This window comes from Pseudomonas sp. ATCC 43928 (assembly GCF_005938665.2).
In the GTDB taxonomy this organism is placed as follows: Bacteria; Pseudomonadota; Gammaproteobacteria; order Pseudomonadales; family Pseudomonadaceae; genus Aquipseudomonas.
The window spans coordinates 1,231,086-1,255,292 of sequence record NZ_CP041753.1; the positions used below are offsets into that span (position 1 = coordinate 1,231,086).

At 59.9% G+C, this 24,207-nt stretch carries 21 protein-coding genes, 1 pseudogene and 1 riboswitch; of the genes and pseudogenes, 12 read left to right on the plus strand and 10 right to left on the minus strand.

What is annotated here, in order from left to right; all coding sequences use genetic code 11:
* Positions 1-163 precede the first annotated feature (163 nt).
* Complete coding sequence (gene mqo, locus FFH90_RS05540; protein WP_018929589.1) at positions 164-1,672, minus strand: malate dehydrogenase (quinone); 1,509 nt, start codon at positions 1,670-1,672, stop codon at positions 164-166.
* A 741-nt stretch (positions 1,673-2,413) separates the two neighbouring features.
* Positions 2,414-2,647 carry a hypothetical protein gene (locus FFH90_RS05545; RefSeq protein WP_064616185.1) on the minus strand — a complete coding sequence of 78 codons (234 nt, stop codon included), beginning with the start codon at positions 2,645-2,647 and terminating at the stop codon, positions 2,414-2,416.
* 186 nt (positions 2,648-2,833) lie between these two features.
* On the opposite strand from FFH90_RS05545, the gene FFH90_RS05550 reads away from it, so the two are divergent.
* On the plus strand, positions 2,834-3,418 hold the full coding sequence (locus FFH90_RS05550) for a YajG family lipoprotein (RefSeq protein WP_018929591.1): 585 nt from the start codon (positions 2,834-2,836) through the stop codon (positions 3,416-3,418).
* A gap of 79 nt (positions 3,419-3,497) precedes the next feature.
* On the opposite strand, the gene FFH90_RS05555 is transcribed toward FFH90_RS05550, so the two are convergent.
* Complete coding sequence (locus FFH90_RS05555; protein ID WP_018929592.1) at positions 3,498-3,704, minus strand: hypothetical protein; 207 nt, start codon at positions 3,702-3,704, stop codon at positions 3,498-3,500.
* A 194-nt stretch (positions 3,705-3,898) separates the two neighbouring features.
* On the opposite strand from FFH90_RS05555, the gene FFH90_RS05560 reads away from it, so the two are divergent.
* Positions 3,899-4,177, plus strand: coding sequence for a hypothetical protein (locus tag FFH90_RS05560; protein WP_007939791.1), 279 nt, complete (start codon positions 3,899-3,901; stop codon positions 4,175-4,177).
* A 94-nt stretch (positions 4,178-4,271) separates the two neighbouring features.
* Here FFH90_RS05560 and FFH90_RS05565 read toward each other — a convergent pair whose 3' ends face one another.
* Positions 4,272-5,438: a 1-acyl-sn-glycerol-3-phosphate acyltransferase gene (locus FFH90_RS05565; RefSeq protein WP_064616186.1), complete on the minus strand. Its 1,167-nt coding sequence runs from the start codon at positions 5,436-5,438 to the stop codon at positions 4,272-4,274.
* A gap of 138 nt (positions 5,439-5,576) precedes the next feature.
* Between FFH90_RS05565 and FFH90_RS05570 the strand changes: the two genes are divergently transcribed.
* From FFH90_RS05570 to FFH90_RS05580, 3 genes are read left to right on the plus strand one after another with little or no spacing between them, the layout of a single operon-like run.
* Positions 5,577-5,759: a CPXCG motif-containing cysteine-rich protein gene (locus FFH90_RS05570; protein ID WP_018929594.1), complete on the plus strand. Its 183-nt coding sequence runs from the start codon at positions 5,577-5,579 to the stop codon at positions 5,757-5,759.
* Between the two features lie 12 nt (positions 5,760-5,771).
* A complete protein-coding gene (locus FFH90_RS05575; protein WP_007939795.1) occupies positions 5,772-6,032 on the plus strand; it encodes a putative signal transducing protein in 261 nt (86 codons plus the stop codon).
* Positions 6,033-6,067: 35 nt separating this feature from the next.
* Complete coding sequence (locus tag FFH90_RS05580) at positions 6,068-6,691, plus strand: SOS response-associated peptidase (RefSeq protein WP_007939796.1); 624 nt, start codon at positions 6,068-6,070, stop codon at positions 6,689-6,691.
* Between the two features lie 66 nt (positions 6,692-6,757).
* Here FFH90_RS05580 and FFH90_RS30610 read toward each other — a convergent pair whose 3' ends face one another.
* The gene (locus tag FFH90_RS30610) at positions 6,758-7,600 is read right to left on the minus strand and encodes a methyl-accepting chemotaxis protein (protein WP_370741153.1); all 843 of its coding nucleotides are present in this window, start codon (positions 7,598-7,600) and stop codon (positions 6,758-6,760) included.
* 12 nt (positions 7,601-7,612) lie between these two features.
* Positions 7,613-8,899: pseudogene (locus FFH90_RS30615) on the minus strand (HAMP domain-containing protein); the annotation flags it as partial.
* A 274-nt stretch (positions 8,900-9,173) separates the two neighbouring features.
* Between FFH90_RS30615 and FFH90_RS05590 the strand changes: the two are divergent.
* On the plus strand, positions 9,174-9,992 hold the full coding sequence (locus FFH90_RS05590) for a M48 family metallopeptidase (RefSeq protein WP_018929596.1): 819 nt from the start codon (positions 9,174-9,176) through the stop codon (positions 9,990-9,992).
* 80 nt (positions 9,993-10,072) lie between these two features.
* Here FFH90_RS05590 and FFH90_RS05595 read toward each other — a convergent pair whose 3' ends face one another.
* The 3 genes from FFH90_RS05595 to FFH90_RS05605 form a co-directional block, all read right to left on the minus strand.
* On the minus strand, positions 10,073-10,657 hold the full coding sequence (locus tag FFH90_RS05595; RefSeq protein WP_026286682.1) for a TMEM165/GDT1 family protein: 585 nt from the start codon (positions 10,655-10,657) through the stop codon (positions 10,073-10,075).
* Between the two features lie 92 nt (positions 10,658-10,749).
* A riboswitch (yybP-ykoY riboswitch) is annotated at positions 10,750-10,872 on the minus strand.
* Between the two features lie 52 nt (positions 10,873-10,924).
* Positions 10,925-11,923, minus strand: coding sequence for a class I SAM-dependent methyltransferase (locus FFH90_RS05600; protein WP_111454522.1), 999 nt, complete (start codon positions 11,921-11,923; stop codon positions 10,925-10,927).
* Between the two features lie 33 nt (positions 11,924-11,956).
* Complete coding sequence (locus FFH90_RS05605) at positions 11,957-12,922, minus strand: 2-hydroxyacid dehydrogenase (RefSeq protein ID WP_064616189.1); 966 nt, start codon at positions 12,920-12,922, stop codon at positions 11,957-11,959.
* Between the two features lie 91 nt (positions 12,923-13,013).
* On the opposite strand from FFH90_RS05605, the gene FFH90_RS05610 reads away from it, so the two are divergent.
* Positions 13,014-13,643, plus strand: a complete 630-nt coding sequence (locus tag FFH90_RS05610; RefSeq protein WP_019582369.1) for a LysE family translocator — start codon at positions 13,014-13,016, stop codon at positions 13,641-13,643.
* 13 nt (positions 13,644-13,656) lie between these two features.
* On the opposite strand, the gene FFH90_RS05615 is transcribed toward FFH90_RS05610, so the two are convergent.
* Entirely contained in the window at positions 13,657-14,427 is a 771-nt protein-coding gene (locus FFH90_RS05615) for a helix-turn-helix domain-containing protein (RefSeq protein WP_111454523.1), read from the minus strand.
* Between the two features lie 84 nt (positions 14,428-14,511).
* Here FFH90_RS05615 and FFH90_RS05620 point away from each other — a divergent pair, with 84 nt between their 5' ends.
* From FFH90_RS05620 to FFH90_RS05640, 5 genes are all read left to right on the plus strand, one after another.
* Positions 14,512-15,696, plus strand: coding sequence for an MFS transporter (locus FFH90_RS05620; protein ID WP_111454524.1), 1,185 nt, complete (start codon positions 14,512-14,514; stop codon positions 15,694-15,696).
* Positions 15,697-15,843: 147 nt separating this feature from the next.
* The gene (locus FFH90_RS05625; RefSeq protein WP_111454525.1) at positions 15,844-17,526 is read left to right on the plus strand and encodes a fatty acid--CoA ligase; all 1,683 of its coding nucleotides are present in this window, start codon (positions 15,844-15,846) and stop codon (positions 17,524-17,526) included.
* Between the two features lie 333 nt (positions 17,527-17,859).
* On the plus strand, positions 17,860-19,749 hold the full coding sequence (locus tag FFH90_RS05630) for a DUF1302 domain-containing protein (RefSeq protein WP_064616192.1): 1,890 nt from the start codon (positions 17,860-17,862) through the stop codon (positions 19,747-19,749).
* 28 nt (positions 19,750-19,777) lie between these two features.
* Entirely contained in the window at positions 19,778-21,142 is a 1,365-nt protein-coding gene (locus FFH90_RS05635) for a DUF1329 domain-containing protein (RefSeq protein WP_018929604.1), read from the plus strand.
* 229 nt (positions 21,143-21,371) lie between these two features.
* On the plus strand, positions 21,372-24,110 hold the full coding sequence (locus FFH90_RS05640; protein WP_138866803.1) for a LuxR C-terminal-related transcriptional regulator: 2,739 nt from the start codon (positions 21,372-21,374) through the stop codon (positions 24,108-24,110).
* Positions 24,111-24,207 lie beyond the last annotated feature (97 nt).

Here is a 24,207-nt window from a genome sequence, read left to right on the forward strand (position 1 = left end):
GCGGCCCCAAAATGCTGCGAATGGCGGAGATTTTGTGAGCGCTGCGCACTGGTGCGCCAGCCCGGTCAAGCGGGAGCAAGCACCCTCGCCACAAGATTGTTTCACCGCACACAAAAAAACGCCCCGCCCTCAATGAGGACGGGGCGTTTTTTATGCGGCTGAATCAAGCGTAGCTTTGGGTTTCGCTGCTTGCTTCAACCAGTTCCAGTGCGACGTTGTTCTGCGCATTGATCTTGCGATACAGCGCAGCGTCGGTTTCCAGGACTTTCTCCCGAGCCGGGAAGATTTCCGCCAGTTTGGCAGCCCACTCGCCCTTGGCCTTGTTCGGGAAGCATTTCTCGATCAATTCCAGCATGATCGACACGGTCACCGAGGCGCCTGGCGAGGCGCCGAGCAGAGCGGCAAGGGAACCGTCCTTGGCCGCGACCAGTTCGGTACCGAACTGCAGAACGCCGCCTTTCTTCGGGTCTTTCTTGATGATCTGCACCCGTTGGCCGGCCACTTCCAGGCGCCAGTCTTCGGCTTTCGCTTCAGGGTAGAAGCGACGCAGGGATTCCAGGCGCTGCTCCATCGACTGCATCACTTCGCTGACCAGATACTTGGTCAGGTCCATGTTGTTTTTGGCCACGGCCAGCATTGGACCGATGTTGCCGGCGCGAACCGACATCGGCAGGTCCATGAACGAACCGTGCTTGAGGAACTTGGTGGTGAAACCGGCATAAGGTCCGAACAGCAGGGACTTTTTGCCATCGACCACACGGGTGTCCAGGTGCGGCACGGACATTGGTGGCGAACCGACCGCGGCCTGGCTGTAGACCTTGGCCTGGTGGTGCTTGACCACTTCCGGGTTGTCGCAACGCAGCCACTGGCCGCTGATCGGGAAGCCGCCGAAGCCTTTGCTTTCTTCGATGCCCGACGCTTGCAGCAGCGGCAGTGCCGCGCCGCCGGCGCCAAGGAAGACGAATTTGGCGTCGACTTCGCGGGTATTGCCGCTGTTGACGTCCTTGATGCTGACGGTCCAGCCGCCGTTGTTACGCTTCAGGCCGGTGACGCGCTTGCAGTACTTGACCTGGGCATCGGGCGCGCTGGTCAGGTGCTTGAGCAGTTGGTTGGTCAGGGCGCCGAAGTTGACGTCGGTGCCGTTCATCACGCGGGTGGCGGCGAGGACTTCGTCAGCCGGACGGCCCGGCATCATCAGCGGCATCCACTCGGCCATCTTGGCTTTGTCTTCGGTGTATTCCATGTCCGAGAAGGCATGGTGCTTGCTCAGGGTCTTGAAGCGTTCCTTGAGGAAGGACACGCCATTCTCACCCTGCACGAAGCTCAGGTGCGGCACCGGGCTGATGAACGATTTGCACGAACCGAAGGTGCCTTTCTTGGTCAGGTAGGACCAGAACTGCTTCGACACCTCGAACTGGGTGTTGATGTGCACGGCTTTCTTGATGTCGACGGTGCCGTCAGCGGCCTGCGGCGTGTAGTTCAGCTCACACAGCCCGGCGTGACCGGTACCGGCGTTGTTCCACGGATTGGAACTCTCCGCGGCACCGGAATCCATCAGCTCGACGACTTCCAGCTTGATCGCGGGGTCGAGCTCTTTAAGCAGTACAGCGAGGGTGGCACTCATGATGCCGGCCCCAACCAGTACTACGTCGACTGCTTCGTTATGCGCCATTTAACGCGTCTCCAAAATCTGCAGCACCAAATTGTCGGCATAGCTGCCAGGCGTTCCGGGGCGTGTCAGTGATGCCCCAGGTACCCATGGCCAGGATCGCCATGTCCGAATCTTCGCAATTTTTCGCAACTTCGACGGATGCATGCGGCCTGGCTTCAAGAGTCACATGAACTCATTTCGGCACGCGGCTGGCAATTCGACTTATGGTCGAGACATCCGTTTGTGCAACCAAATCCGTAGCGGACAGGCTTCAGGCTCCGGTGTTCGAGGAGTACTCGGTCCTGTGTCGTTGGGCTGTTGTAGACGCTAATGGTGCATTTTCAGACGCAAAACTATTCATTTGCTCGCCACACTCTTGTGAAGTTGTGAAAACCCGTTTTTTTCACGCTCTTTTGAAGACGTGAACCTCAAAAAAGGGCTGTCCCAGCCTGGCACCGTGCCCGGATGGATTGCCGCCATGGGGTGCATGGGCAGCAAAAACGGGCAAACAGCTCAGTGACCGAGCGTAATGACAGCTCTGCAGATTCGCGAAAAGTGGGGGTTTTGCTTGAGAAACAGCAAGCGCGCCAGCTTCACTCGATCTGTGTGGGCGGCTCTCTGTGGGCGGTGCGGGGTGTCAATACCGAGGCATTGAACGATGCTGCGAGGCCCGATCAGGAGACGTCCTTATAATCGGGGGGAGATTGTATCTAAGAAACGCAGGGAAATGGTCGTGTTTAATGACTTTTATTAGGCGTCGGGTCAGGTGGTCAGCAGTTGCTGCGCGCGTGCACGTGGCTGGTGCTGGCTGACACGGGCACTGGCGGGCAGAGGCTGGTGCAGCCAGTTGAGGCGAATTTCTTCGATTTCGACCCAACCATCGCCCATGGGCTGGAGGCTGCACTGCTTGAAGGCCTGGCAGTGGCCATTGTGGTCGAGCAGGGCGAAACTGCGGTGCAGCGGGCGTGGCGCGAACAGGGAGACGAGAAAACGCATGGCAACGTACCTTTTGGGGGTGACTGCCATAAAGGTTGCCAGCGGGCGGTGACAAAGGTGTGACAGGAACCGCGCTGCGCCGGGTTTGTCAGAGATTTCAGTAATCGTTGCGCGAAGCTAGTTCGCCGCAGTGGCGCACCGCTATACTGCGGGCATCGTTAGTTGCCTGATTCTGGAGAGAAGAGCATGTTGCAACGCCTGTTGTTCGGTTTGATCACTGTGACCAGTTTGACCCTCGTCGGCTGCGCCCACAGCCCGCAACAACTGAGCCCGGAACCCAAGCTGACGGCTCAGCTGGCGCCGGTCGGCCATGGTCAGCCGGTGGTGGTGCGTGTGGTGGACGGTCGTCCATCGCCAACCCTGGGGACCCGTGGCGGTCTGTACCCGGAGACCAGTGCGATCACGGTGCAGGGCGCGCAGATTCTGCCGAAGCTGCAGGCTCAAGCTGAGGCGGCCGTGCGGTTGCTGGGCTTCACGCCGACGGCCAATGCGCTGAATGCGCCGCAATTGACGGTGACCCTGGCCGAGCTGAAGTATCAGTCGCCCAAAGAAGGTTTGTATGTGACTGAAGCTACAATTGGCGCGACGTTCCGTTCCGATGTGCAGAATGCCAACCGTCGTTACAGCGGTCGCTACGGCGCGTCGCTGGATCAGCGTTTTGGCATGGCGCCGAATCAGGAAACCAATACCAAGCTGGTCAGTGATGTGCTGAGTGATGCGTTGACCCGCTTGTTCAAGGACCCGACGATTGGTCAGGTGCTTGGCGAGTAACGGTTTGTAGCTTGTTTAAAGAACCCGGCGCCAGTGATGGCGCCGGGTTTTTTTGTGCCTGCCGTTCCAGCAAGGGAAATCAAGCCGCTTGCGAATAGAAGTCCAGAACACTCACCCCGGTCAGCAAATCCGTCTCCGGCAAATCCGCATGTTGATGCCCGCCCAACGCGCAATACACCAGCCAATGCCGGTCCTGTACATTGAAGGCGAGGCTGCCGACTAAGGTTTGTTGTTCGTCGCTTTGGGCAATGAGGTAAAGACGATCCTGGTTTTCGGCGTGGAGCATGACGCGGTCCGTGTCGGTTTCGAAGGGCGACAGACTGGCGGATTCAGATGACGGCGCCGTGACACAGGACAATAATCGGCTAAATGGTTTCGTTATTTGTCGGAAAGGGGGGGCAGGCCGGAGCGCTTTCGGTAGAATCCGCGCCGTGGTCGTCGGTCCCGGCGTCTGTTACACCGGTTTGCCTGAGGTTTGTGATGTCGCTGCAATTGATTTCGCTCTTTACCGCTCATCCCGCCAAACTGATCAACCTGCTGGCCTTGCTGTTCGCCTGCCCGGGCGGCTGGTTGCTGCACGCCACCCGTCGTCGTGAACAGCGCGCGATGGCCAGTATCGAAGCCCAGCGCCAGAGCCGACCCAGCGAAGAGCCGACGCTCGATTGGGCGACCTTGCGCATGAACCGGTTTTTCTATCGCTTCGGTTTTGCCTGCCTTGGGATGGCGCTGCTGGTGTCGTGGGTCAGTACTCGCGTCTGAAGTTCTGACACAGTTACAGTGTCTGACTGACCTACTGCACCAAGACAAACAAAAACGGCGCCCGAAGGCGCCGTTGTCGTATCCAGCCATTACCCTACAACGGTAGCCCGGCCTTGACCCGATACTGATTACGCACCGGCATCGCATATTGCAGCACCAGGAACGGACGATGTTCCTCGGGGCAAGCTTCCAGTCGACGCTGCCATTCTTCCTGAGCCTTGGCCAGTTCATCTGCCGCAAACAGCTCGGCCGCTTTCGGCACCTGCAATTGCGGGTCGGCGTCTTTCCACTGCGCATACGCCAGGTAATGCACCGGGAATAACCGGTAACCGCCCAGAATCTGCTTGTCCATTTCGATCGCCAATTGCTTGGTGTCTTCGAACAGTTCGGTGATCGGCGCGGCGAAGTTCACGTGGACCCGGCCTTTGTAACCGGTGATGCCCTTGGCGATGCTCGCGTCATCCTCGCCCGGCGCCTTGGTGTAGGTGCCGGTGGTGGCGCGGATGTACAGCTCGCGGGCCTTGGCCTGGTCGCAGGGGTCGTACTCGTAGCTGATCGACACCGGGGTGAGGTTCAGCGAACGGATGACTTCGCCGAACGGCTCGTCCTTGCGGCTCATGTGGAACATCTTGAGGATCGCCGACTCGGTGCGGTCGTCGCCGTCCTTGGCCCGGCCTTCAGCCTGAGCGATCCAGATCGAGGCGCAATCGTTGCGGATCGAATGGTTGATGTAGGCCGACAACAATTGATACGCCGCCATTTTCTCGCGACGACCGGTGATCGAACGGTGCACGATGAAGCTCTTGTTCAGGCGCATCAGGTCGCTGACAAAAGGCTTCTGCAGCAGGTTATCGCCAATGGCAATGCGTGGGGTCGGCAGGCCGGCGTGGTACACGGCGTAGTTGACGAAGGCAGGGTCCATCACGATGTCGCGGTGGTTGGCGATGAACAGGTAGGCACTGCCGGACTTGAATTGCTCCACGCCGGTGTAGGTCACCCCGTCCGTGGCGCGCTCGATGGTGTGGTCGACGTAAAACTCGACTTTGTCCTGCAACGTGGCCACTGACGTGACGTCGGCGAACTCACGGCGTAGCCGATGCGCTATAAGAGGTTTGAGCATCCAGCCGAAGGCACCGGCAAAGCGCGGGAAGCGGAAGTGGGTGAGGATATCTAGAAACGCCTTGTCGCCGAGCAGACGTGCCAGCACTGCTGGGACTTCGCTGTCGTCGTAAGGTCGGATGGCATCGAATTCGCCCATCATGCTCTCTTGTTAGAAACGGCTAGGGTAAGTAAAGGTATTGATCGAAAACCAACGGGGCACGGTCTGAAAGGTAGTCAGACAAAAATAGCCCTGTAAATAGACCGGCGATTATACGCACAAGTCACCTGGGAGACCGCGATGCTGGAAACTGCGCAGTATGAATGTCCGTATTGCGGTGAAGAAGTCGAGGCTGTTCTGGATTTGTCTGGCGGTGATCAGACCTATATCGAGGATTGTCCGGTGTGTTGTCGTCCCATTACCTTTGTCTTGCAGGTTCACGGCGAGGAGTGGCACCTCGACGTCTACAGCGAAAACGAATGAAGGGGTTCACCCATGCAGCGTATCTACGAGCCGGAAAACCTGATGGAAGGCGAATTGCTGCTAAGCATGCTGGCCAGTGAAGGCATCGAGGCGCATCTGGTGGGCCGGGATTTGATCGGCGGTACCGGGGAATTGCCGATATTCGGCCTGCTGGGTGTATCGGTCGATAACGACCAGGCGCAATACGCGCGGGAACTGATCGCCGCGTACAATGCCGCGCTGCCGCTGTCCGGCGATGAACCGGACAGCTTTCCCGGCACGCTGGTCTGTTAGGCTGACGTTCGTTTGATCAAGAGTCGTATTGCCCCATGTGTGGACGTTATGCCCTGTTTCGCTGGAACCCCGCCTTCGCAGCCCTGCCCGGATTTCCCGCCGATCAGCAGGCCCAGTGGAATATTTCTCCCAACGATTCGGTGTTGATGCTGCGTGCCGGTGCAGACGGGCAGCGTGAGTTGGCCCGCGCCCGCTGGGGCCTGACGCCGCCGTGGCTGACCGACCTGTCCCGCACGCCGGCCCATGCCCGTGCCGAAACCGTTGCCGAACAGCCGATGTTTCGCGAAGCCTTGCGCCTGCGCCGTTGTCTGCTGCCGGCCAATGGTTTTTACGAGTGGCGCGGTACTACGCGCAAACGTCCATACTGGCTGACTCCGGGGGAGGGCTCGACGCTTTACTTCGCGGCGATCTGGGAAGCGTATCCAGTGCAGGAGCAGGTATGGCTGAGTACGGCGGTGATCACCCAACCTGCTTCGAGTCAGCGTCGGCCGTTGATTCTCGATGCGGCGGGGCAGGAAGCCTGGCTCAATCCTGAAACCCCGCTACATGCCTTGCAGGCGCTGCTGGCCAGCGAACCCGCGGCGCTGCGCGAGCGGGTGCTGGCGAACATGGTGAATGATCCGAAGCTCAATGGGCCGGAGTGTTTGACCCCGGGCTGAGCGCGTAATGATCGTTCCCACGCTCCGCGTGGGAATGCAGCCATGGACGCTCCGCGTCATTGAACCCTAAACCTTGAACTGATTGATCAACCGGCGCTGCTGTTCCGCCAACTTGGTCAAATCCGCACTCGCTGCGCTCGATTCATCCGCACCACCAGCCACTTCATTGGCTACTTGCCCGATGTTGATCACGTTGCGGTTGATGTCGTCGGCCACCGCGCTCTGTTCCTCGGCGGCGCTGGCGATCTGGGTGTTCATGTCGTTGATCACCGACACCGCTTGCGTAATGGTCTCCAGCGCTTGGGCCGCTTTCGCCGCGTGCTGCACGCTTTCGTCGGTGCGGTTCTGACTGTCTTCCATGACCCGCACCACATCGCGGGTGCCTTGTTGCAGTTGCTGGATCATGGTCTGGATTTCTTCCGTGGCCTTCTGGGTTTTCTGCGCCAGGTTGCGTACTTCATCGGCCACCACCGCAAAACCCCGACCCTGTTCACCGGCCCGCGCGGCTTCGATGGCCGCGTTCAAGGCGAGCAGGTTGGTCTGCTCGGCGATGCCGCGAATGGCCGTCAGGATCGCGTTGATGTTTTCGCTGTCCTTGGCCAGGGTCTGCACCACGCCGACGGCTTTGCCGATTTCGATGGCCAACACACCAATCGAATTCGACGTATCCCGGACGATTTGCATGCCTTGCGCCGCCGCCTGATCTGCATGACTGGCAGCTTGCGCGGCCTGGGTGGCGTTGCGCGCCACGTCCTGGGCGGTGGCGGTCATTTCGTGTACGGCGGTGGCGACCTGATCGATCTCGGCCATTTGTTTGTGCACACCGATGTTGGTGCGAATGGCAATGTCGGCGGTGTGTTCCGACGAGTCGCTGACGCTCTGCACCGAAGTCACCACTTGAGTAATCATCGCCTGCAACTTGGCCAGGAAGGTGTTGAAGCCCTTCGCGATCGAGCCCAGTTCGTCGCTGCGGTCGCTGGTCAGGCGGCGGGTCAGGTCGCCTTCGCCCTGGGCGATGTCATCGAGCATGGTCACCATCTGCTTCAGCGGCCGGGCAATGCCGTGGCCCACCAGCCAGATCACCAACAAACCAATGCCGGCGATCAGCAGGCCAACCATGGCCATGCCAAAGGTGTCGGACTTGCGCTGTGCGTCCAGGTCACTCTGAAGTTTTTGCAGGTCGGCCATCACCGCGTTCAGCGGCAGTTGCAGCATCAAGGTCCAGCGGGCGTCGGTCTGGCCGATGCCGAAGGGCAGGTACAACTCGATCCGGCCTTGGGCCTTGTCGACGGTGTAAGTCACTTCGCCACGCTTGAGATTGGCCATGTTGGCAATCTGCTTGCTGTCGAGGATGTCGCTGACCTTTTCGCCGAATTTGCTCGGGTCTTTGGTGTAGGCGACGATCCGGCCGTTACCGCCGATCAGGGCCATTTCTCCGGCGCCGCTGTACAGTTTCTGATTCGCCCCCAGGAGCATTTCCTGGATGAAGTTCACCGACAGGTCGGCGCCGACGATGCCCTGGAACGCGCCGTTGAGCATGATCGGTTCAATGAAGGAGGCGAGCATGACGATCTTGTCGCCAACCTTGTAGGGCGCCGGATCGATCACGCAGGATTTTTTGGTTTCCTTGGAGCACAGGTAGTACTCGCTGGCGCGCACACCGGTGGACAAGGTTTTCTGGTCGTCGACGTCGACCAGTTTGTCCAGGCCCAGGCTGCCGTCTTCGTTACGGAACCACCATGGCAGGAAGCGCCCGTTACTGGCGTCGATGCCGACTACTTTGGTGTCGACGTAGGCCGCATCGTTGTGGTCGAGGGCGTTTTTTTCCCACCCAATGTAGGTGCCGAGAATTTTCGGGTTCCGGGCGACGTTTTCCTTGATCAGGCTGATCAGTTGCTCGCGGCTAAGGCTCAGTTGCGGCTGGCCGTCGGCGCCTGGTGTGCCGATCAATGCGTTGACCCGCACCAGACCGCCGGCAATCAGCAGCGGTGCTTCGAGTTCGCGCTGGATCTGGCTGACCTGGGTTTGTGCCAGCGACGTCAGGCGCTGTTCGATGACTTGCTCAAACTGCGCCTGAGTCCGTTGCTGGACCATGTCTTGGGTCCGGGCGCCGGAAAACAGCGCGTACAGCACCAGGGCTGCGACAACGCTGAGCACAATGGCGCCGGCCAGGGCGGCAACGGAAAACTGGATCGACTTGAATTTCATGGGTGCTCCGCACGCAAGAGGACGTCTGCAGAGCTGTATCGGCACTGGGGCGGTGGGGCATGAGCCAGATGTAACGAATTGGCTGTTTTAGAGTGCTGGATGTCGTAAATGAATCATTGCTGGCCGTGATCAGCCGCGGTGGACGCTGTTGTGTGAATTTTTTCCTACGGTAATCGGGGCTTTGTCTGAAATGTACGTGCTACACGTCCGTTGTATCTGGCGCCGATACAAATCCCCACCTAGGATACGCGGCATGTTTCCAGGGAGCTTCTTGATGAGTAAGACATTGGTTTTGTGTGCACTGAGTGCGAGTCTGCTGCTTGCCGGTTGTCAGTCGGTCAACACCACCAGCGGTGGCGCCGTGGGCGTTGAGCGCACGCAATACATGTTCAGTATGTTGTCGACCTCCGAGGTCAACCAGATGTACGCCCAGTCTTATCAACAGACCATCGGGGAGGCGAGCACCAAAGGCGTGCTGGATAAATCCAGTAACAATGCGAAGCGCGTCCAGGCCATCTCCAATCGCCTGATTGCCCAGGCACCGGTGTTTCGTCCGGATTCGGCCCAGTGGCAATGGGAAGTGAACCTGATCAAGAGCGATGAGCTGAATGCCTCCTGCGGGCCTGGCGGCAAGATCATTTTCTACAGCGGGCTGATCGACACCCTGCAACTCACTGACGACGAAATCGCCGCCATCATTGGCCATGAAATCGCTCACGCCTTGCGCGAGCACAGTCGTGAAGCGATGTCCAGGGCTTATGGTCTCGAAATGGCCAAGCAGGGCGCCGGTGCGTTGCTCGGTCTGGGGCAGGACAGCCTGGCCCTGGCGGACACCGTGGCCAAATACGGCATGACCTTGCCCAACAGTCGCGAGAACGAAAACGAAGCCGACTTGATCGGCCTCGAACTGGCCGCCCGCGCTGGTTACAACCCGAACTCTGCGATCACCCTGTGGAACAAAATGAGCAAAGCCTCGGAAGGCGCACCGCCAGAGTTCTTGAGCACTCACCCGGCGTCGGCCAGTCGGATTGCGTCGTTGCAGGCGGCGATTCCGAAAGTCATGCCGTTGTACGAGAAAGCCAGGAAATCCTGATCATCAAGTGCTGAGGCTTGTGGCGAGGAGGCTTGTCGGAACGGCCCCTCGCCACAATCTGTTACTCACCAGATCCAGGGTCAAACCCAGCCACTGCTCTGCATCGCCTTGTACACCGCGACAATCGCCAGGATGAAGAACGCCGACGCCGCCAGGCGACGGATCAAAGTCAGAGGCAGTTTTTCCGCTGCAAAATTACCCGCCAGTACCACCGGCACGTTCGCAATCAACATCCCGGCGGTGGTGCCGAGGATCACCAGCCACAGATCCGGGTATTGCGCGGCGAGCATCACGGTCGCGACCTGGGTCTTGTCGCCCATCTCCGCGAGGAAGAACGCAATCAGCGTGGTCAGGAACGGTCCGAACTTGCGGGCGGTGCTGGCTTCGTCTTCGTCCATCTTGTCCGGCACCAGTGTCCACAGCGCCGTGGCGGCGAAGCTGGCGGCGAGGATCCAGTGAAGCGTCGCATTCGAGAAGAAACTGCCGAACCAGGCGCCTACCGCACCGGCCGCCGCGTGGTTGGCCAGGGTCGCGGCGACGATGCCGGCGATGATCGGCCAGGGTTTGCGAAAGCGAGCGGCGAGAATGAGTGCGAGCAGTTGCGTCTTGTCGCCGATTTCGGCCAAGGCAACGATTGCGGTGGGAACGAGTAGAGAGTCCAGCATCATCAGGGTTTTCCTAAGGGGCGGGTCGACACGGCTATGACACGTACAGCCTTCCCGCCCCGGGTAAGGTGTTCGTGTCATAGGTCTTGTCAAACCCTGCGATCCGTCTGATGCGGACGCGTGGGTCGCATACGCCATGGTCTGAGGACCAAGTATGTTGACGTATGCCGGACGAGCATGGCGCTCGTGGGAGACTACTCCCCTAGGACGGAGCGGATTCTGCCTAGGCAAATCCGATTGGGCAAGCCTTCTTTTACAAAAGCGTTTTCAGCCACGCTTGGCCCGGTAGATTCTAAAACCCTGTCCTTCAGCCTTGATCGCACACGCGCCCAAGTGCTCTTCGATCAGCGGCTGATACTTCAGGAAACTGTTGGCAACCAACCGCAGTTCGCCGCCATTTTTCAGATGTTTAGCTGCTTTTCGCAGCAAGTTTTCTGTGGCGAAGTAATCGGTGTGTACGCCGACATGGAACGGTGGATTACTCAGAATCGCGCTCAAGCCCATGGGCGCTGCGTCGATGCCGTCACCGGTCAGCACTTCCGCTTCCAGACCGTTGGCGGCCAGGGTCAGGCGACTGCTGGCGGCGGCAAATGCGTCGACATCGAGCAAGGTAACCTGGTTGTGCGGATAACGCCGCTTGACCGCGGCCCCCAGCACGCCTGCGCCGCAACCGAAGTCCAGCAGGTGGCCGCTGGGCAGTTTGTCCAGATGTTCCAGCAGCAGGGCGCTGCCGCGATCCAGTCGGCCATGGCTGAACACACCCGGCAGGCTGATGACTTTCAACGGCCCTTCGGCCAATGGCAGTTCATAGGTCTGGGCCAGGCTTTCCAGCGACTTGGCTTCTGGCGCATTGGCCACGGTGACCTGCCAGAGCTGGCAATGCCGTGCGCTGTCGAGCTTGCGTGGTTTGCCGAAGGGGTTCAACTGCTTGGCCGCGCCTTCGATGCCGCTGCGTTTTTCGCCGACCAGATACAACTCACGACCGGCCAGACGAGAGGCGAGGGCGTTGAGGATATAGTCGGTCAGGTCCTTGGACTTGGGCAGAAACACCACGGCGCTGTCGAATTCGCGCTCGGGCGCATTCACGCCAAAATGGCTGCGCCCGGCGAAACGGGCGTCCAGTGCTGCTTGATCGCCGGCGTGCCAGCACCAGCCGTGGGTCTCGGGCAGGCGACCCAGCAAGTCGTCGGCGGGCAAACCGGCCAGCAGCACCGAACCCTGGAACAACTCGGCCTGACGAAGCAGTACTTCACTGCGCGGATCCATACTCTGCTCCTTGAAAAAAAGTGCCGCAGTTTATCAACTGACGACCCGCAGCGCTTTACCGCTGAAATAAGCCTGAGCGTTTTCCGTCAACTGGCCAACGATTCGCTGCCGCGCCTCGCGGCTGCCCCAGGCGTTGTGCGGGGTGACGATTAGCCGTGGAATGTCCTGGGCCAGCAGCGGATTGCCCGCAGTCGGTGGTTCGACACTCAACACGTCGGTGGCCGCGCCGCCCAAGTGGCCGTTGCGCAGGGCGTCGGCCAATGCGTGTTCGTCGATCAAGCCGCCGCGCGCGGTGTTGACCACGAAAGCACCGGGCTTCATCGAGGCCAGTTCACGGGCACCGATGAAGTGTCGGGTGTGTTCGTTGAGCGGGCAATGCAGGGTCAGGGCGTCGATTTGCGGCAGCAGCTCGTCCAGCGGCAAGCGGTCCGGGCGGGCAGGGCGGCCCGGAATCTGCCCCAACAAGACGCGCATGCCGAACGCTTCGGCCAGCCGCGCGACGGCACCGCCCAGTTCACCGTGGCCGAGCAAACCGAGGGTTTTGCCTTCGAGTTCGACGATCGGGTAATCCAGCAGGCAGAACTGTTTCGCCTGTTGCCAGCGACCTTCGGCGACGGCTTTTTGATAGTCGCCCAGGCGCGTCGCCAGGTTCAGTAACAACATGATCGTGTGCTGAGCCACCGACGGCGTGCCGTAACCCTGGCAATTGCAAACAGTGATGCCGTGGGCGCGGGCTGCAGCAAGGTCGACATTGTTGGTGCCGGTGGCGGTGATCAGGATCAACTTCAACTCGGGGCTGGCCGCCATGGCCGCCGCATCAATCAGGATTTTATTGGTGATGGCGACAGTGGCGCCTTTGAGGCGTTCGATCACCTGCGCAGGCGTGGTCTGGGCGAACAGCTGCAAGTCGCTGAAGCACTCGCGTAGTGGGCTGAGGTCGAGATCGCCGAGGTCCAGGGACGGATGGTCGAGGAAAACGGCGCGGCGAGAGTTCGTCATCAACTGTACCTTTTGTGCATTGAACTGAGGGCGTAATCTGCCGAGCCTACCAGATGAAACGAGCAGTTACGCTTGGCCAAAAGGAGCCCCCATGTACTGGACAGAATTCTTGACCGTTGCGCTGATTCACCTGCTGGCTGTTGCAAGCCCCGGCCCGGATTTCGCCGTGGTGGTGCGGGAGAGCGTGACTCACGGTCGCCGTGCCGGGACCTGGACGGCGCTGGGCGTCGGTTCGGCGATTTTCCTGCACGTCGGTTATTCGCTGCTGGGGATCGGGCTGATCGTGTCTCAGTCGATCGTGCTGTTCAACGCCTTGAAATGGGCCGCTGCCGCGTACCTGCTGTACATCGGCTACAAGGCCCTGCGCGCGCAACCGGCCAAACCTGCGGCTGACGATCTGCACCAGGAAGCGGGTGAGCGCACCGCGCGGGGCGCCTTCACTGCGGGGTTCGTGACCAATGGCCTGAACCCGAAAGCCACGCTGTTTTTCCTGTCGCTGTTCACCGTGGTGATCAACCCGCACACGCCGCTGGCGGTACAGGCCGGTTACGGGATCTATCTGGCAGCGGCAACGGCGCTCTGGTTTTGCCTGGTGGCGATGTTGTTCAGTCAACAACGCGTGCGCGCCGGTTTCGCCCGCATGGGCCACTGGTTCGACCGGACCATGGGCGCGGTGCTGATCGCCATCGGCGTGAAACTCGCGTTCACCGAGATGCATTGATCGCGCTGAGTGTCTACGGGGGATTGAGTTCGCTCAATTTGTTCAGCGCGTTCAGGTATTCCCGAGGGTTTTCCCCGAGCAAACGGCGAAACATTGCGCTGAACGCCCGAGCACTGCCGTAGCCCAGGTCGCGCGCCACGCTCTGCACGCTTTCCCCGGCGAGCAGACGCGGCAGGGCTTCCATCAGGCGCAGTTGCTGGCGCCAGGCATTGAAATTCATCTTCAGTTGCTGCTGGAACAGCCGCGCCAAGGTTCGAGAGCTGGCGCCGACCTGTTGTGCCCAGTCTTCCAGGGTGTTGGAGTGATTCGGTGCGCGCAGCAGCGCCATGCAGATGCCCTGCAGGCGTCGGTCCTCGGGCATTGGAATGTGTAGCGGAAGGTTTTCCAGGCTGGCGATCTCTTCCAGCATCAGCTTCTGAATCAATGAGTTTTCCGCGTGTCGCGGACCTTGCACCGCGCGCAGGATCAGCTCGCGCAGCAGCGGTGTGACGGCCAGCACACAGCACTGTTGCAGCGTTGGCGGCGACAGTTCGGGGGCAATGAACAGCGAACGCATGCGCACCTCGCCCGACATGAAAATTTCATGCGCCACCAATGGTGGAATCCATACGGCTCGGGTTGGTGGAATGACCCAGGCACCTTGCGCAGTGACCACTCGCATGGTGCCGCAAACGGCGTACAGCAACTGAGCTTCGCGGTGTTGATGCAGTTCCTGGTGAGCACCGTCCACGTAATCTCGCGGATAGGCGCTGACCGGCCCGTGCAGGAAATGGCTGATTAACATGTCAGATCCAATGACTTTGTTGTCAGGATTACTCTTTTTCGCCAACTTAGCATAAGCCGCTCACTACAACGTAAGCGTGCCGCGATGAACCAGTCCAGAAATGTCCTCCGCTATATCAACGCAGCTCATGTGATCGATCACATGTTCATGCTGATTTTTCCCGCCGCCGTTCTCGGCATGACCCAGGCCTTCGCACTGGACTACGCCGCGCTGATCGGCCTGTCTCTCGGCGGCTTTATTGCCTTTGGCGCCTGTTCGCTGCCGGCCGGCTGGCTGGGGGATCGCTGGAGCCGACGGAAAATGATGCTGGTGTTTTTTTTCGGCATTGGCGCTTCGGCGATCTTTACCGGCGTGAGCAGCAGCGCACCGATGCTGGTAATCGGCCTGACGCTGATCGGTATTTTCGCCGCGATCTATCACCCGGTGGGCACCGCGATGCTGGTGGCTTACGCGCAGAACCGGGGCCGCGAAATCGGTATCAACGGCATGTGGGGCAACCTTGGCGTGGCGTTTTCGGCGCTGATCACCGGGTTGCTGGTGGCGCAACTCGGCTGGCGTTCGGCATTCGTTTTGCCTGGCATGGTGGCGATTGGGCTGGGCATCGGTTTCGCGTTTCAGGTGCGCGAAGAACCGATCCCCAAGCGTGCGCACATACCGCTCAAAGATGCGGCCGGTCAGCGGATTTCCATGGTCATGGTGTTCGGCGTACTGGCCTTGGCCACCGCGACCGGCGGTGTGGTGTTCAACGCCACGACCATGACCTATCCGAAATTGTTTCAGGAACGCCTGCACGATTTGTTTACTTCACCGCAAATCCTTGGCGTCGTGGTCAGCCTGGCGTATGCCTTCGGCGCCGTGGCGCAGTTGAGCATCGGCCGGGTCTTGCATCGTTTCAGTCTGAAATGGCCGTTCATAGTGTTGACGCTGTGCCAGGCGCCACTGTTGTTCGGGTTGGCCTATGTCGACGGCTGGGCCGTGATCGTGCTGGGTGCGGCGTTCATGTTCGTGGTGTTTGGCCAGGTTACGGTGAATGATGCGATGGTCGCCAACTTTGTCGCGCCGCAATGGCAATCCCGAGTCTTCGCGCTGCGTTACTGTTTATCGTTCGGTGCCAGTGCTACCGCGATTCCGCTGATTTCGTTCGTCGAACCGCGCCAAGGTTTTGTAGGTCTTTACCTGATATTGGCGAGTATTGCGGCGTTGACCTTCGTGGCTGCAATGGTTTTCCCCCGGACACCGGCCGAGGCTGCCGTAGGAAAAATGGCGTAACGGCTGACGAATTCTCGCAAGTGCTGGCGTAAAGCTAGCATTTGTACGGTTCTGCAAATCATACCTTTGGCTGATTTGGCTGGCGTTCAAGGCCTCTAGAGTGCTTAGCTTTAGCAGCCAAGACTGTGCAGTCAAAAAGGGACTCTTATGTTGCAGACTCGCGTTATTCCTCCAGCCGAGGGCGCTTACCAGTATCCGCTGTTGATTAAACGGCTGCTGATGTCCGGCGCCCGTTACGAAAAAACTCGCGAAATCATCTACCGCGATCAGTTGCGCTACAGCTATCCGACCCTGATCGAGCGGGTTGCGCGGCTGGCCAATGTGCTGACAGAGGCCGGCGTGAAGGCCGGGGATACCGTGGCGGTAATGGACTGGGACAGCCATCGCTACCTGGAATGCATGTTCGCCATCCCGATGATCGGCGCGGTGATCCACACCATTAACGTGCGGCTGTCGCCAGAACAGATTCTCTACACCATGAACCACGCCGAGGACCGCTTTGTGCTGGTCAACAGCGAGTTCGTCGGTTTGTACAAGGCGATTGCCGGGCACCTGACCACGGTGGAGAAAACCCTGCTGCTGACCGACTTGCCGGAAAAAACTGCCGAGTTGCCGAACCTTGTCGGCGAGTACGAGCAACTGCTGGCCGCGGCGAGCCCGCAGTACGACTTCCAGGACTTCGACGAAAACTCGGTGGCCACCACGTTCTACACCACCGGCACCACCGGTAACCCCAAAGGCGTGTATTTCACCCATCGGCAACTGGTGCTGCATACCATGGGCGTGGCGACCATCATGGGCGCCATCGACAGCGTGCGGCTGTTGGGCACCAACGACGTGTACATGCCGATCACCCCGATGTTCCATGTGCATGCCTGGGGCTTGCCGTATGTGGCGACCATGCTCGGGCTCAAGCAGGTTTATCCGGGCCGTTACGACCCCGAGTATCTGGTGGAGCTGTGGCGCAAGGAGAAGGTGAGCTTTTCCCACTGCGTGCCGACCATTCTGCAAATGGTCCTCAATGCCAAGGCGGCGCAAAACGTCGATTTCGGTGGCTGGAAAATCGTCATCGGCGGCAGTGCGCTCAACCATGCGCTGTACGACGCCGCCAAGGCCAAGGGCATCCAATTGACCGCCGCCTATGGCATGTCGGAGACCGGGCCATTGGTATCATGCGCCCACCTCAACGATGAGCTGATGGCCGGCACCGAAGACGAACGCACCACCTACCGGATCAAGGCTGGTGTGCCGGGGCCGTTGGTCGAGGCGGCAATCGTCGACATCGAGGGCAACTTCCTGCCTGCCGATGGTGAAACCCAGGGCGAACTGGTGCTGCGTGCGCCGTGGCTCACCGAGGGTTACTTCAACGAGCCGCAAAAAGGCGCCGAGCTCTGGGCCGGGGGCTGGCTGCACACCGGCGACGTAGCAACCCTGGACAGCATGGGCGTGATCGACATCCGTGACCGGATCAAGGATGTGATCAAGACCGGTGGCGAGTGGATCTCTTCCCTGGACCTGGAAGACCTGATCAGTCGCCACCCTGCGGTACGTGAGGTAGCAGTAGTGGGCATCGCCGATCCGCAGTGGGGCGAGCGCCCATTTGCGCTGTTGGTGGTTCGCGAAGGGCATCAGATCGGGGCCAGGGAACTCAAGGAGCACCTCAAGCCGTACGTTGAACAGGGGCACCTGAGCAAGTGGGCTATCCCGAGTCAGATCGCCGTTGTTACTGAAATTCCCAAGACCAGCGTCGGCAAGCTCGACAAGAAGCGTATCCGCGTCGACATCACCGAATGGCAGGCCAACAACAGCACCTTCCTCTCGACGCTTTAAGCGTCATCTGGCGTGCCCGAAAGGGCACGCCAGAGCCACCAAGCAAGCGCTTGGCTTGTGAAATCCGATTTTTCAGCCATCCTTGCCGTGCCGACATGTGTCGGACTGGCGAAAGGACTGTTCCAGGGTGGCCGGCAGCGCAAATCACACTTTAGAGGGATCAAGCACTACTACCTGCTGGCTATAGTCCGCTCAAGGATTTTTAAGAACGGAGCTCACGCAATAAACGGGGCGATGCAACTTTGGAGTGACTTCGGACCGCTTGGCTTCCGGTTACCCACAGCGTTTTTAAAAGTACTAAGCCATAACAATAATGCACATGGAGTAGCGTCGATGACATCAGTAAACCAGTTCTGGCGCCGGGCGAAACTGCCCCTGGCGGTCAGTCTTGCCTCTTCGCTCGCCGGGCCCGCATTCGGCGTCAGTTTCAACGTTGGTGAAATCGAAGGTCAATTCGACTCATCCCTGTCGATCGGAGCCAGTTGGTCTACTCAGAGTCCCAACAAAAACCTGATCGGCGTCAATAACGGGGGCCATGGCCTGTCCCAGACGTCCGATGACGGTCACGCCAACTTCAAGAGTGGCGAAACCTTCTCGAAGATCTTCAAGGGTATTCATGACCTTGAATTGAAATACGGCGACACCGGTGTCTTCGTCCGAGGCAAATACTGGTACGACTTCGAACTCAAGGATGAAAGCCGCGAATTCAAGGACATCAGCGACAGCAACCGCAAGGAAGGCGCCAAATCCTCCGGCGGCGAGCTCCTCGACGCCTTCGTCTACCACAACTACTCCATTGCCGATCAGCCGGGTTCCGTGCGTCTGGGCAAGCAGGTTGTGAGCTGGGGTGAAAGTACTTTCATCGGCGGCGGCATCAACTCGATCAACCCGATCGACGTCTCCGCGTTTCGTCGTCCCGGCGCCGAGGTCAAGGAAGGTCTGATCCCGGTCAACATGTTCTACGTGTCCCAGAGCCTCACCGACACTCTGTCGGCCGAAGCCTTTTATCAACTGGAATGGGACCAGACCGTCGTCGACAACTGCGGCACCTTTTTCTCCCAGCCCGACATCATTGCCGACGGTTGCGACAACAACCTGCGCGTGCTGAACAAGCGCTCGACCATTCCGGGTGCCGCCTTGCCCACATTGGCCAGGCTGGGCGTCGACGTTAACGACGAAGGTGTACTGGTGCGTCGTGGCCCTGATCGCGATGCACGGGACAGTGGCCAGTGGGGCGCGTCCCTCAAATACATGTTCGAGCCGCTGGACACCGAGTTCGGTGCCTACTTCATGAACTACCACAGCCGTGCGCCGATCTTCAGCGCTACGGGGGCTCCAGCATCGGCCTATGCGCAGGCAGCGGCCTTGCCGGGGGCGCTTCGGGCTCTGGCGCCGTTGGTGGTCGCGGGTAACTCGAACTACTTCGTCGAGTACCCGGAAGACATCCGCCTCTACGGCTTGAGCTTCTCCACCACCTTGCCTACCGGCACGGCGTGGAGCGGTGAGCTCAGCTATCGTCCGAACGCGCCGGTGCAGCTCAACTCCACCGACATTCTGTTCGCCGGCGTGCGTCCATTGGGCGGCACCCTGACCAATGCTTCGCTGCTTAACGGTGTGCCGGGTCAGGACTTGCACGGCTATCGCCGCAAGGAAATCACCCAGTTCCAGACCACCCTGACGCACTTCTTCGATCAGGTCATGGGCGCCAGCCGCCTGACCCTGGTGGGCGAAGTGGGCGTGACCCACGTCGGTGGCCTGGAAAGCACCTCTGATGTCCGTTATGGCCGTGACCCGGTCTACGGGCCTGGCGAACTGCCGTCCACCGGTGGCCTCGATACCTGCTCGGCGATCCTCAACACCAGCACCATCAATGGTGCCGGCGCGGGTGCCGCTACCAACAACCGCAGCCGCAATTGCAACAACGACGGCTTCACTACGGCCACTTCGTGGGGTTATCGCGCCCGGGCCATTTGGGAATACCCCGACGTATTCGCCGGTGTGAACCTCAAGCCGAACGTGGCCTGGTCCCACGACGTGAGCGGTTACTCGCCAGGCCCTGGCGGCAACTTCGAGGAAGGTCGTAAAGCGGTAAGCCTGGGGCTCGATGCCGAATACCAGAACACCTACACCGCGAGCCTGGCGTACACCAACTTCTTCGACGGCAAGTACACCACCGTAGATGACCGCGACTTCGTTGCGCTCAGCTTCGGCGTGAACTTCTAAGCACAGTATTTTCAGGACGAACACATTTATGAAAATAACAAAGAGTCTGTTCCATGTTGGTGTTCTGGGGCTTTCGCTGCTGGCGACCGCTGTCATGGCGGCGGTCCCTGCGGCCGAAGCGGACAAGCTGGGCAAGAGCCTGACCCCGATGGGGGCCGAGATGGCAGGCAACGCCGACGGCTCGATCCCGGCCTGGAAGCCGATGCCAAAAAACGCCGGTAGCGTGGACAGCAAGGGTTTTCTGTCTGATCCGTTTGCGAGTGAAAAACCGCTGTTCACCATCACCGCGCAGAACGTCGACCAGTACAAGGACAAACTCGCGCCGGGCCAGTACGCGATGTTCAAGCGTTACCCGGAAACCTTCAAGATGCCGGTCTACCCGTCCCATCGCGGCGCCACTGTGCCGGATGAGGTGTTTGCCTCCATCAAGAAGAACGCTACCAACACTAACCTGGTGTCCGGCGGTAACGGTCTGGAGAATTTCGAAACCGCGATCCCGTTCCCGATTCCGAAAAGTGGCGTTGAAGTCATCTGGAACCATATCACCCGTTATCGCGGCGGCAGTGTGACCCGTCTGATAACCCAGGCCACGCCGCAGGCGAACGGCTCGTTCAGCCTGGTGTACTTCGAGGACCAGTTCGTGTTCCGCGACAGGATGAAGGATTACGACCCGAAGAACCCGGGCAACATTCTGTTCTACTTCAAGCAGAAAGTGACCGCGCCGGCTCGTCTGGCCGGTGGTGTGCTGCTGGTGCACGAAACCCTCGACCAGGTGAAAGAGCCGCGTTCGGCGTGGGTCTACAACGCCGGGCAGCGTCGTGTGCGTCGTGCGCCGCAAGTGTCCTATGACGGGCCGGGTACCGCTGCCGATGGCCTGCGTACCTCCGACAACCTGGACATGTACAACGGTGCGCCGGATCGCTATGACTGGAAGCTCGAAGGCAAGAAAGAGATGTACATCGCCTCCGACAGCTACAAGCTCGATTCGCCACAGCTGAAGTACGCCGACATCATCAAGGCTGGTCACATCAACCAGGACCTGGCTCGCTATGAACTGCGCCGGGTCTGGCATGTGGTCGCGACGCTTAAGGAAGGTCAGCGTCACATCTACGCCAAACGTGACTTCTACATTGACGAAGACACCTGGCAGGCGGCAGTGGTCGACCACTACGACGGTCGCGGGCAACTGTGGCGCGTCGCCGAGGCTCACTCCGAGAACTACTACGACAAGCAAGTGCCGTGGTACGCCCTCGAAACCTTGTACGACCTGCAATCGGGCCGCTACCTGGCACTGGGCATGAAGAACGAAGAGAAGTCGGCCTATAACTTCGGCTTCACCGCCAGCACCGCCGACTTCACTCCGGCCGCGTTGCGTCAGGAAGGCGTTCGCTAAAACGTTGTAACCCGAGGCCGCATCCTCGAAAAAACGCCCCGACTGGTTCGGGGCGTTTTTTTGGCAGTTCATAAAGATCGTTGTCCGGTATGGCTGTCCGGTTTACCGACATTTTTGCTCGTAGTCTTTTTGTAGCCATTTGTAGCAATAACCTTCAATAGCTCTTCGTTTACCGCTAGGCTGCGGACATCTGTAACGCCGCCATCAGTATTTCAAACAAGAGCCGGCCATGACTGATCTGTCCCCACTTCCGGGCCCTGCAAGCGTTGCCGTCGCGGCACTGGACGGGCGTTTTTTCCGGCCTCCGCTGCCCGCCGGCCATGTGCTGCGGCCGCGTCTGTGCGAGCGCCTGAGTGCAGGTCTCGGTGGCAGGCTGTTGCTGGTCAGCGCGCCGGCAGGGTTCGGCAAGAGTTCATTGGCGGTGGAGTTTTGTCAGGGGTTGCCGGATCACTGGCAAAGCCTGTGGCTGGGCTTGAGTCTGCGGGACAGTGATCCCGGCCGTTTTCTTGAGCGCCTGCTCGAAGGTCTTCAGGACTACTTTCCACAACTGGGCAGCCAGGCGTTGGGGCTGCTGAAAATGCGCCAACGTCATCAACCGTTCGCCTTTGAAGAATGGCTGGACGGTTTGCTCGATGAACTGGCCGTGCACCTCTCACCCAACACGCCGCTGCTGTTGGTACTTGATGACTATCATCTGGCCCAGGGGCCGGTGCTCGATCGTTGTCTGCAGTTTTTCCTCAATCATTTACCCGATGGCCTGTTGGTCATGGTCACCAGTCGGCAGCGTCCGGACTGGCATCTGGCACGCCTGCGGCTGTCGCGGCAACTGCTCGAGTTGCATGAGCAGGATCTTCGGTTGACCCATGATGAAGCCCTGAGCCTGCTTGATCGACACAGCATTTCATTGCGTGGCGAGGCGCTGGAGAATTTGATCCAGCGCAGCGAAGGCTGGGTGGCAGGGCTGCGCTTCTGGCTCTTGGCGGCCTCCGAGGTGGGCAGCGAGGGGGCATTGCCCCAGTCGCTGTACGGCGGGGAAGGACTGATTCGCGATTACCTGCTCGAAGAAGTCATCGATTGCCTGCCCGCCGAGGTGCAGTCATTCCTGTACGACACCGCGCCCCAGGAGCGCTTTTGCAGTGAGCTGTGCGACGCTGTGCGCGAAGCCCATGACAGCGCCGAAATCCTGCGTTTCCTGCTGGCGCATCAGGTGTTCCTGGTGCCGTTGGACGAACACGGTCACTGGTATCGCTATCACCACCTTTTTTCCGATCTGTTGCGCAGCCGGCCCACCGCCCAGGCGATGGTGCCGACGGCCAGCTTGCACCTGCGCGCCTGCCGCTGGTTCAACGCCCAAGGGCTACTCGATGAGGCGGTGGAGCAGGCGTTGCGCGCCGGGCATCTGGATGTCGCGGCGAATCTGGTGCAAAACCTTTCTGAAGAGCAACTGCTGGCCGAGCAGAACGTCGGCATGTTGCTGCGCTGGAAAATGGACTTGCCCGATAGCCTGTTAATCAGCACGCCACGGCTGATCGTGCTCTACAGCTGGGCATTGGGGCTGGCCTGTCAACTGGACGCCGCCGAAGAGCTGGCCAGTCACCTGAGCCGCTTCCTGCCGGCGCCGTCGGCTACTGCGCAAAAATCCATGCTGGCGCAATGGCTGGCCCTGAGCGGGATCATTGCCCGGGGGCGAGGCAATCGCGAGCTGACCATGCTCTATTGCGCCGAAGCACTGGAAAGCCTGCCGGCCAAACGGTATGGACAGCGACTGATGTGCCTGTCGACATTGTCCAATCTGGCGATTGCCGATGGCGACTTGTGGCGTGCCCGGGGGTTGAATCGTGATTCGCTGGAGTTGGCACAGCGCGTTGGCAATCCGTTGTTCGAGGCCTTGGCTCATTACGACCGCGCCCGGGTATTGCAAGCGCGCGGGGAGATTCTTCGTTCACTGGATGAAGTCCGTCAGGGGCTGCAACGCCTGCAAGGTTTATCCCCACAACGGCTTTATGCGGTGCGCGCACGCCTGACCTTGTACGAGGGTTTTTTGCTGGCGCTGCGCTTGCAACCCCAGGCCGCACGGGCACGTTTGCAAGCGGGGTTGGGCGAAGCCCGGGCCTGTCGCGATATCAGCGTATTGATCGGCCACTGCGTGATTGCCCGGCTGGAGGGCAACAGCGGCGAATTCGCGAAGGCCTTCGCCGAACTTGCCGAGGCCGAGCGCCTGATGCACATCTGGGACGTCCCGCCGATTTACTATCTGGCGATGATTACCCTGGTCAAATGTGAACTCTGGCTGGCTCAGGGGCGCACCGATCTGGCCGAAGCCTGGCTTGCGCGACTGGGCCAGACCTATAACGGCGAGCACCCGGCTGCCCCCCCGGAATTCCATCCACAACTGCCGCTGCACATTGAGTTGCAACAGGCGGTGCTGGACATGATGAAGGGCCAGCCCATGCTCGCCGAAGGGCGCCTGAATGCGCTGCATGAACACGGTCAGCGCAGCGGTCGGCAGATGCTCAGCGTGATGGCGCTGAATCAGAACGTTACGCTGTTGTTGGCGGGCGGACGCGAACCCGAGGCCCGCAAGGCGCTGGCCCAGGCTTTGGAAGCGGCCGCCGGAGGTGTCCTGCAACCGTTTGACCGATTACTGGCCGAGCATCCGGACTGGCTGCGTGGGCAACTTCAACCCTGTGCGCCGACGCCGGTTTCGCAGCATCTGCTGGAAAAGCTTCCGGCCATGGCCTCCCGTCCAGTGGTTGAGTCATCGCCTGTTGCTGAACAACTCAGTACGCGTGAACTGGCGGTTTTGCGGCTGATCGCGCAGGGATGTTCGAATCAGGAAATCAGTGATCAGTTGTTCATTTCGCTGCATACGGTCAAGACCCATGCCAGTCATATCAACAGCAAATTAGGTGTTGAGCGGCGCACGCAGGCCGTGGCTCGGGCGAAAGAGTTAGGGGTTTTGGGGTGAACGGGGGCCCCGACATTTTTCGCGTTCAAGTTTTGGCGCTTGGGTTCAGTCTTGGTGATACAAAACAAAACACCCCGACATTGGTCAGGGCGTATTG

What these genes read in the sequence shown, in the direction of transcription:
- FFH90_RS05570 (WP_018929594.1), top strand. Translation starts at nt 5,577, where the DNA reads ATGCTGGAAACTGCGCAGTATGAATGTCCGTATTGCGGTGAAGAAGTC.
- mqo (WP_018929589.1), bottom strand. Translation starts at nt 1,672, where the DNA reads ATGGCGCATAACGAAGCAGTCGACGTAGTACTGGTTGGGGCCGGCATC.
- FFH90_RS05605 (WP_064616189.1), bottom strand. Translation starts at nt 12,922, where the DNA reads ATGACGAACTCTCGCCGCGCCGTTTTCCTCGACCATCCGTCCCTGGAC.
- FFH90_RS05610 (WP_019582369.1), top strand. Translation starts at nt 13,014, where the DNA reads ATGTACTGGACAGAATTCTTGACCGTTGCGCTGATTCACCTGCTGGCT.
- FFH90_RS05565 (WP_064616186.1), bottom strand. Translation starts at nt 5,438, where the DNA reads ATGATGGGCGAATTCGATGCCATCCGACCTTACGACGACAGCGAAGTC.
- FFH90_RS05625 (WP_111454525.1), top strand. Translation starts at nt 15,844, where the DNA reads ATGTTGCAGACTCGCGTTATTCCTCCAGCCGAGGGCGCTTACCAGTAT.
- FFH90_RS05560 (WP_007939791.1), top strand. Translation starts at nt 3,899, where the DNA reads ATGTCGCTGCAATTGATTTCGCTCTTTACCGCTCATCCCGCCAAACTG.
- FFH90_RS05635 (WP_018929604.1), top strand. Translation starts at nt 19,778, where the DNA reads ATGAAAATAACAAAGAGTCTGTTCCATGTTGGTGTTCTGGGGCTTTCG.
- FFH90_RS05600 (WP_111454522.1), bottom strand. Translation starts at nt 11,923, where the DNA reads ATGGATCCGCGCAGTGAAGTACTGCTTCGTCAGGCCGAGTTGTTCCAG.
- FFH90_RS05555 (WP_018929592.1), bottom strand. Translation starts at nt 3,704, where the DNA reads ATGCTCCACGCCGAAAACCAGGATCGTCTTTACCTCATTGCCCAAAGC.
- FFH90_RS05580 (WP_007939796.1), top strand. Translation starts at nt 6,068, where the DNA reads ATGTGTGGACGTTATGCCCTGTTTCGCTGGAACCCCGCCTTCGCAGCC.
- FFH90_RS05615 (WP_111454523.1), bottom strand. Translation starts at nt 14,427, where the DNA reads ATGTTAATCAGCCATTTCCTGCACGGGCCGGTCAGCGCCTATCCGCGA.
- FFH90_RS05575 (WP_007939795.1), top strand. Translation starts at nt 5,772, where the DNA reads ATGCAGCGTATCTACGAGCCGGAAAACCTGATGGAAGGCGAATTGCTG.
- FFH90_RS05630 (WP_064616192.1), top strand. Translation starts at nt 17,860, where the DNA reads ATGACATCAGTAAACCAGTTCTGGCGCCGGGCGAAACTGCCCCTGGCG.
- FFH90_RS05545 (WP_064616185.1), bottom strand. Translation starts at nt 2,647, where the DNA reads ATGCGTTTTCTCGTCTCCCTGTTCGCGCCACGCCCGCTGCACCGCAGT.
- FFH90_RS05550 (WP_018929591.1), top strand. Translation starts at nt 2,834, where the DNA reads ATGTTGCAACGCCTGTTGTTCGGTTTGATCACTGTGACCAGTTTGACC.
- FFH90_RS05595 (WP_026286682.1), bottom strand. Translation starts at nt 10,657, where the DNA reads ATGCTGGACTCTCTACTCGTTCCCACCGCAATCGTTGCCTTGGCCGAA.
- FFH90_RS05640 (WP_138866803.1), top strand. Translation starts at nt 21,372, where the DNA reads ATGACTGATCTGTCCCCACTTCCGGGCCCTGCAAGCGTTGCCGTCGCG.
- FFH90_RS05590 (WP_018929596.1), top strand. Translation starts at nt 9,174, where the DNA reads ATGAGTAAGACATTGGTTTTGTGTGCACTGAGTGCGAGTCTGCTGCTT.
- FFH90_RS05620 (WP_111454524.1), top strand. Translation starts at nt 14,512, where the DNA reads ATGAACCAGTCCAGAAATGTCCTCCGCTATATCAACGCAGCTCATGTG.
- FFH90_RS30610 (WP_370741153.1), bottom strand. Translation starts at nt 7,600, where the DNA reads ATGATTACTCAAGTGGTGACTTCGGTGCAGAGCGTCAGCGACTCGTCG.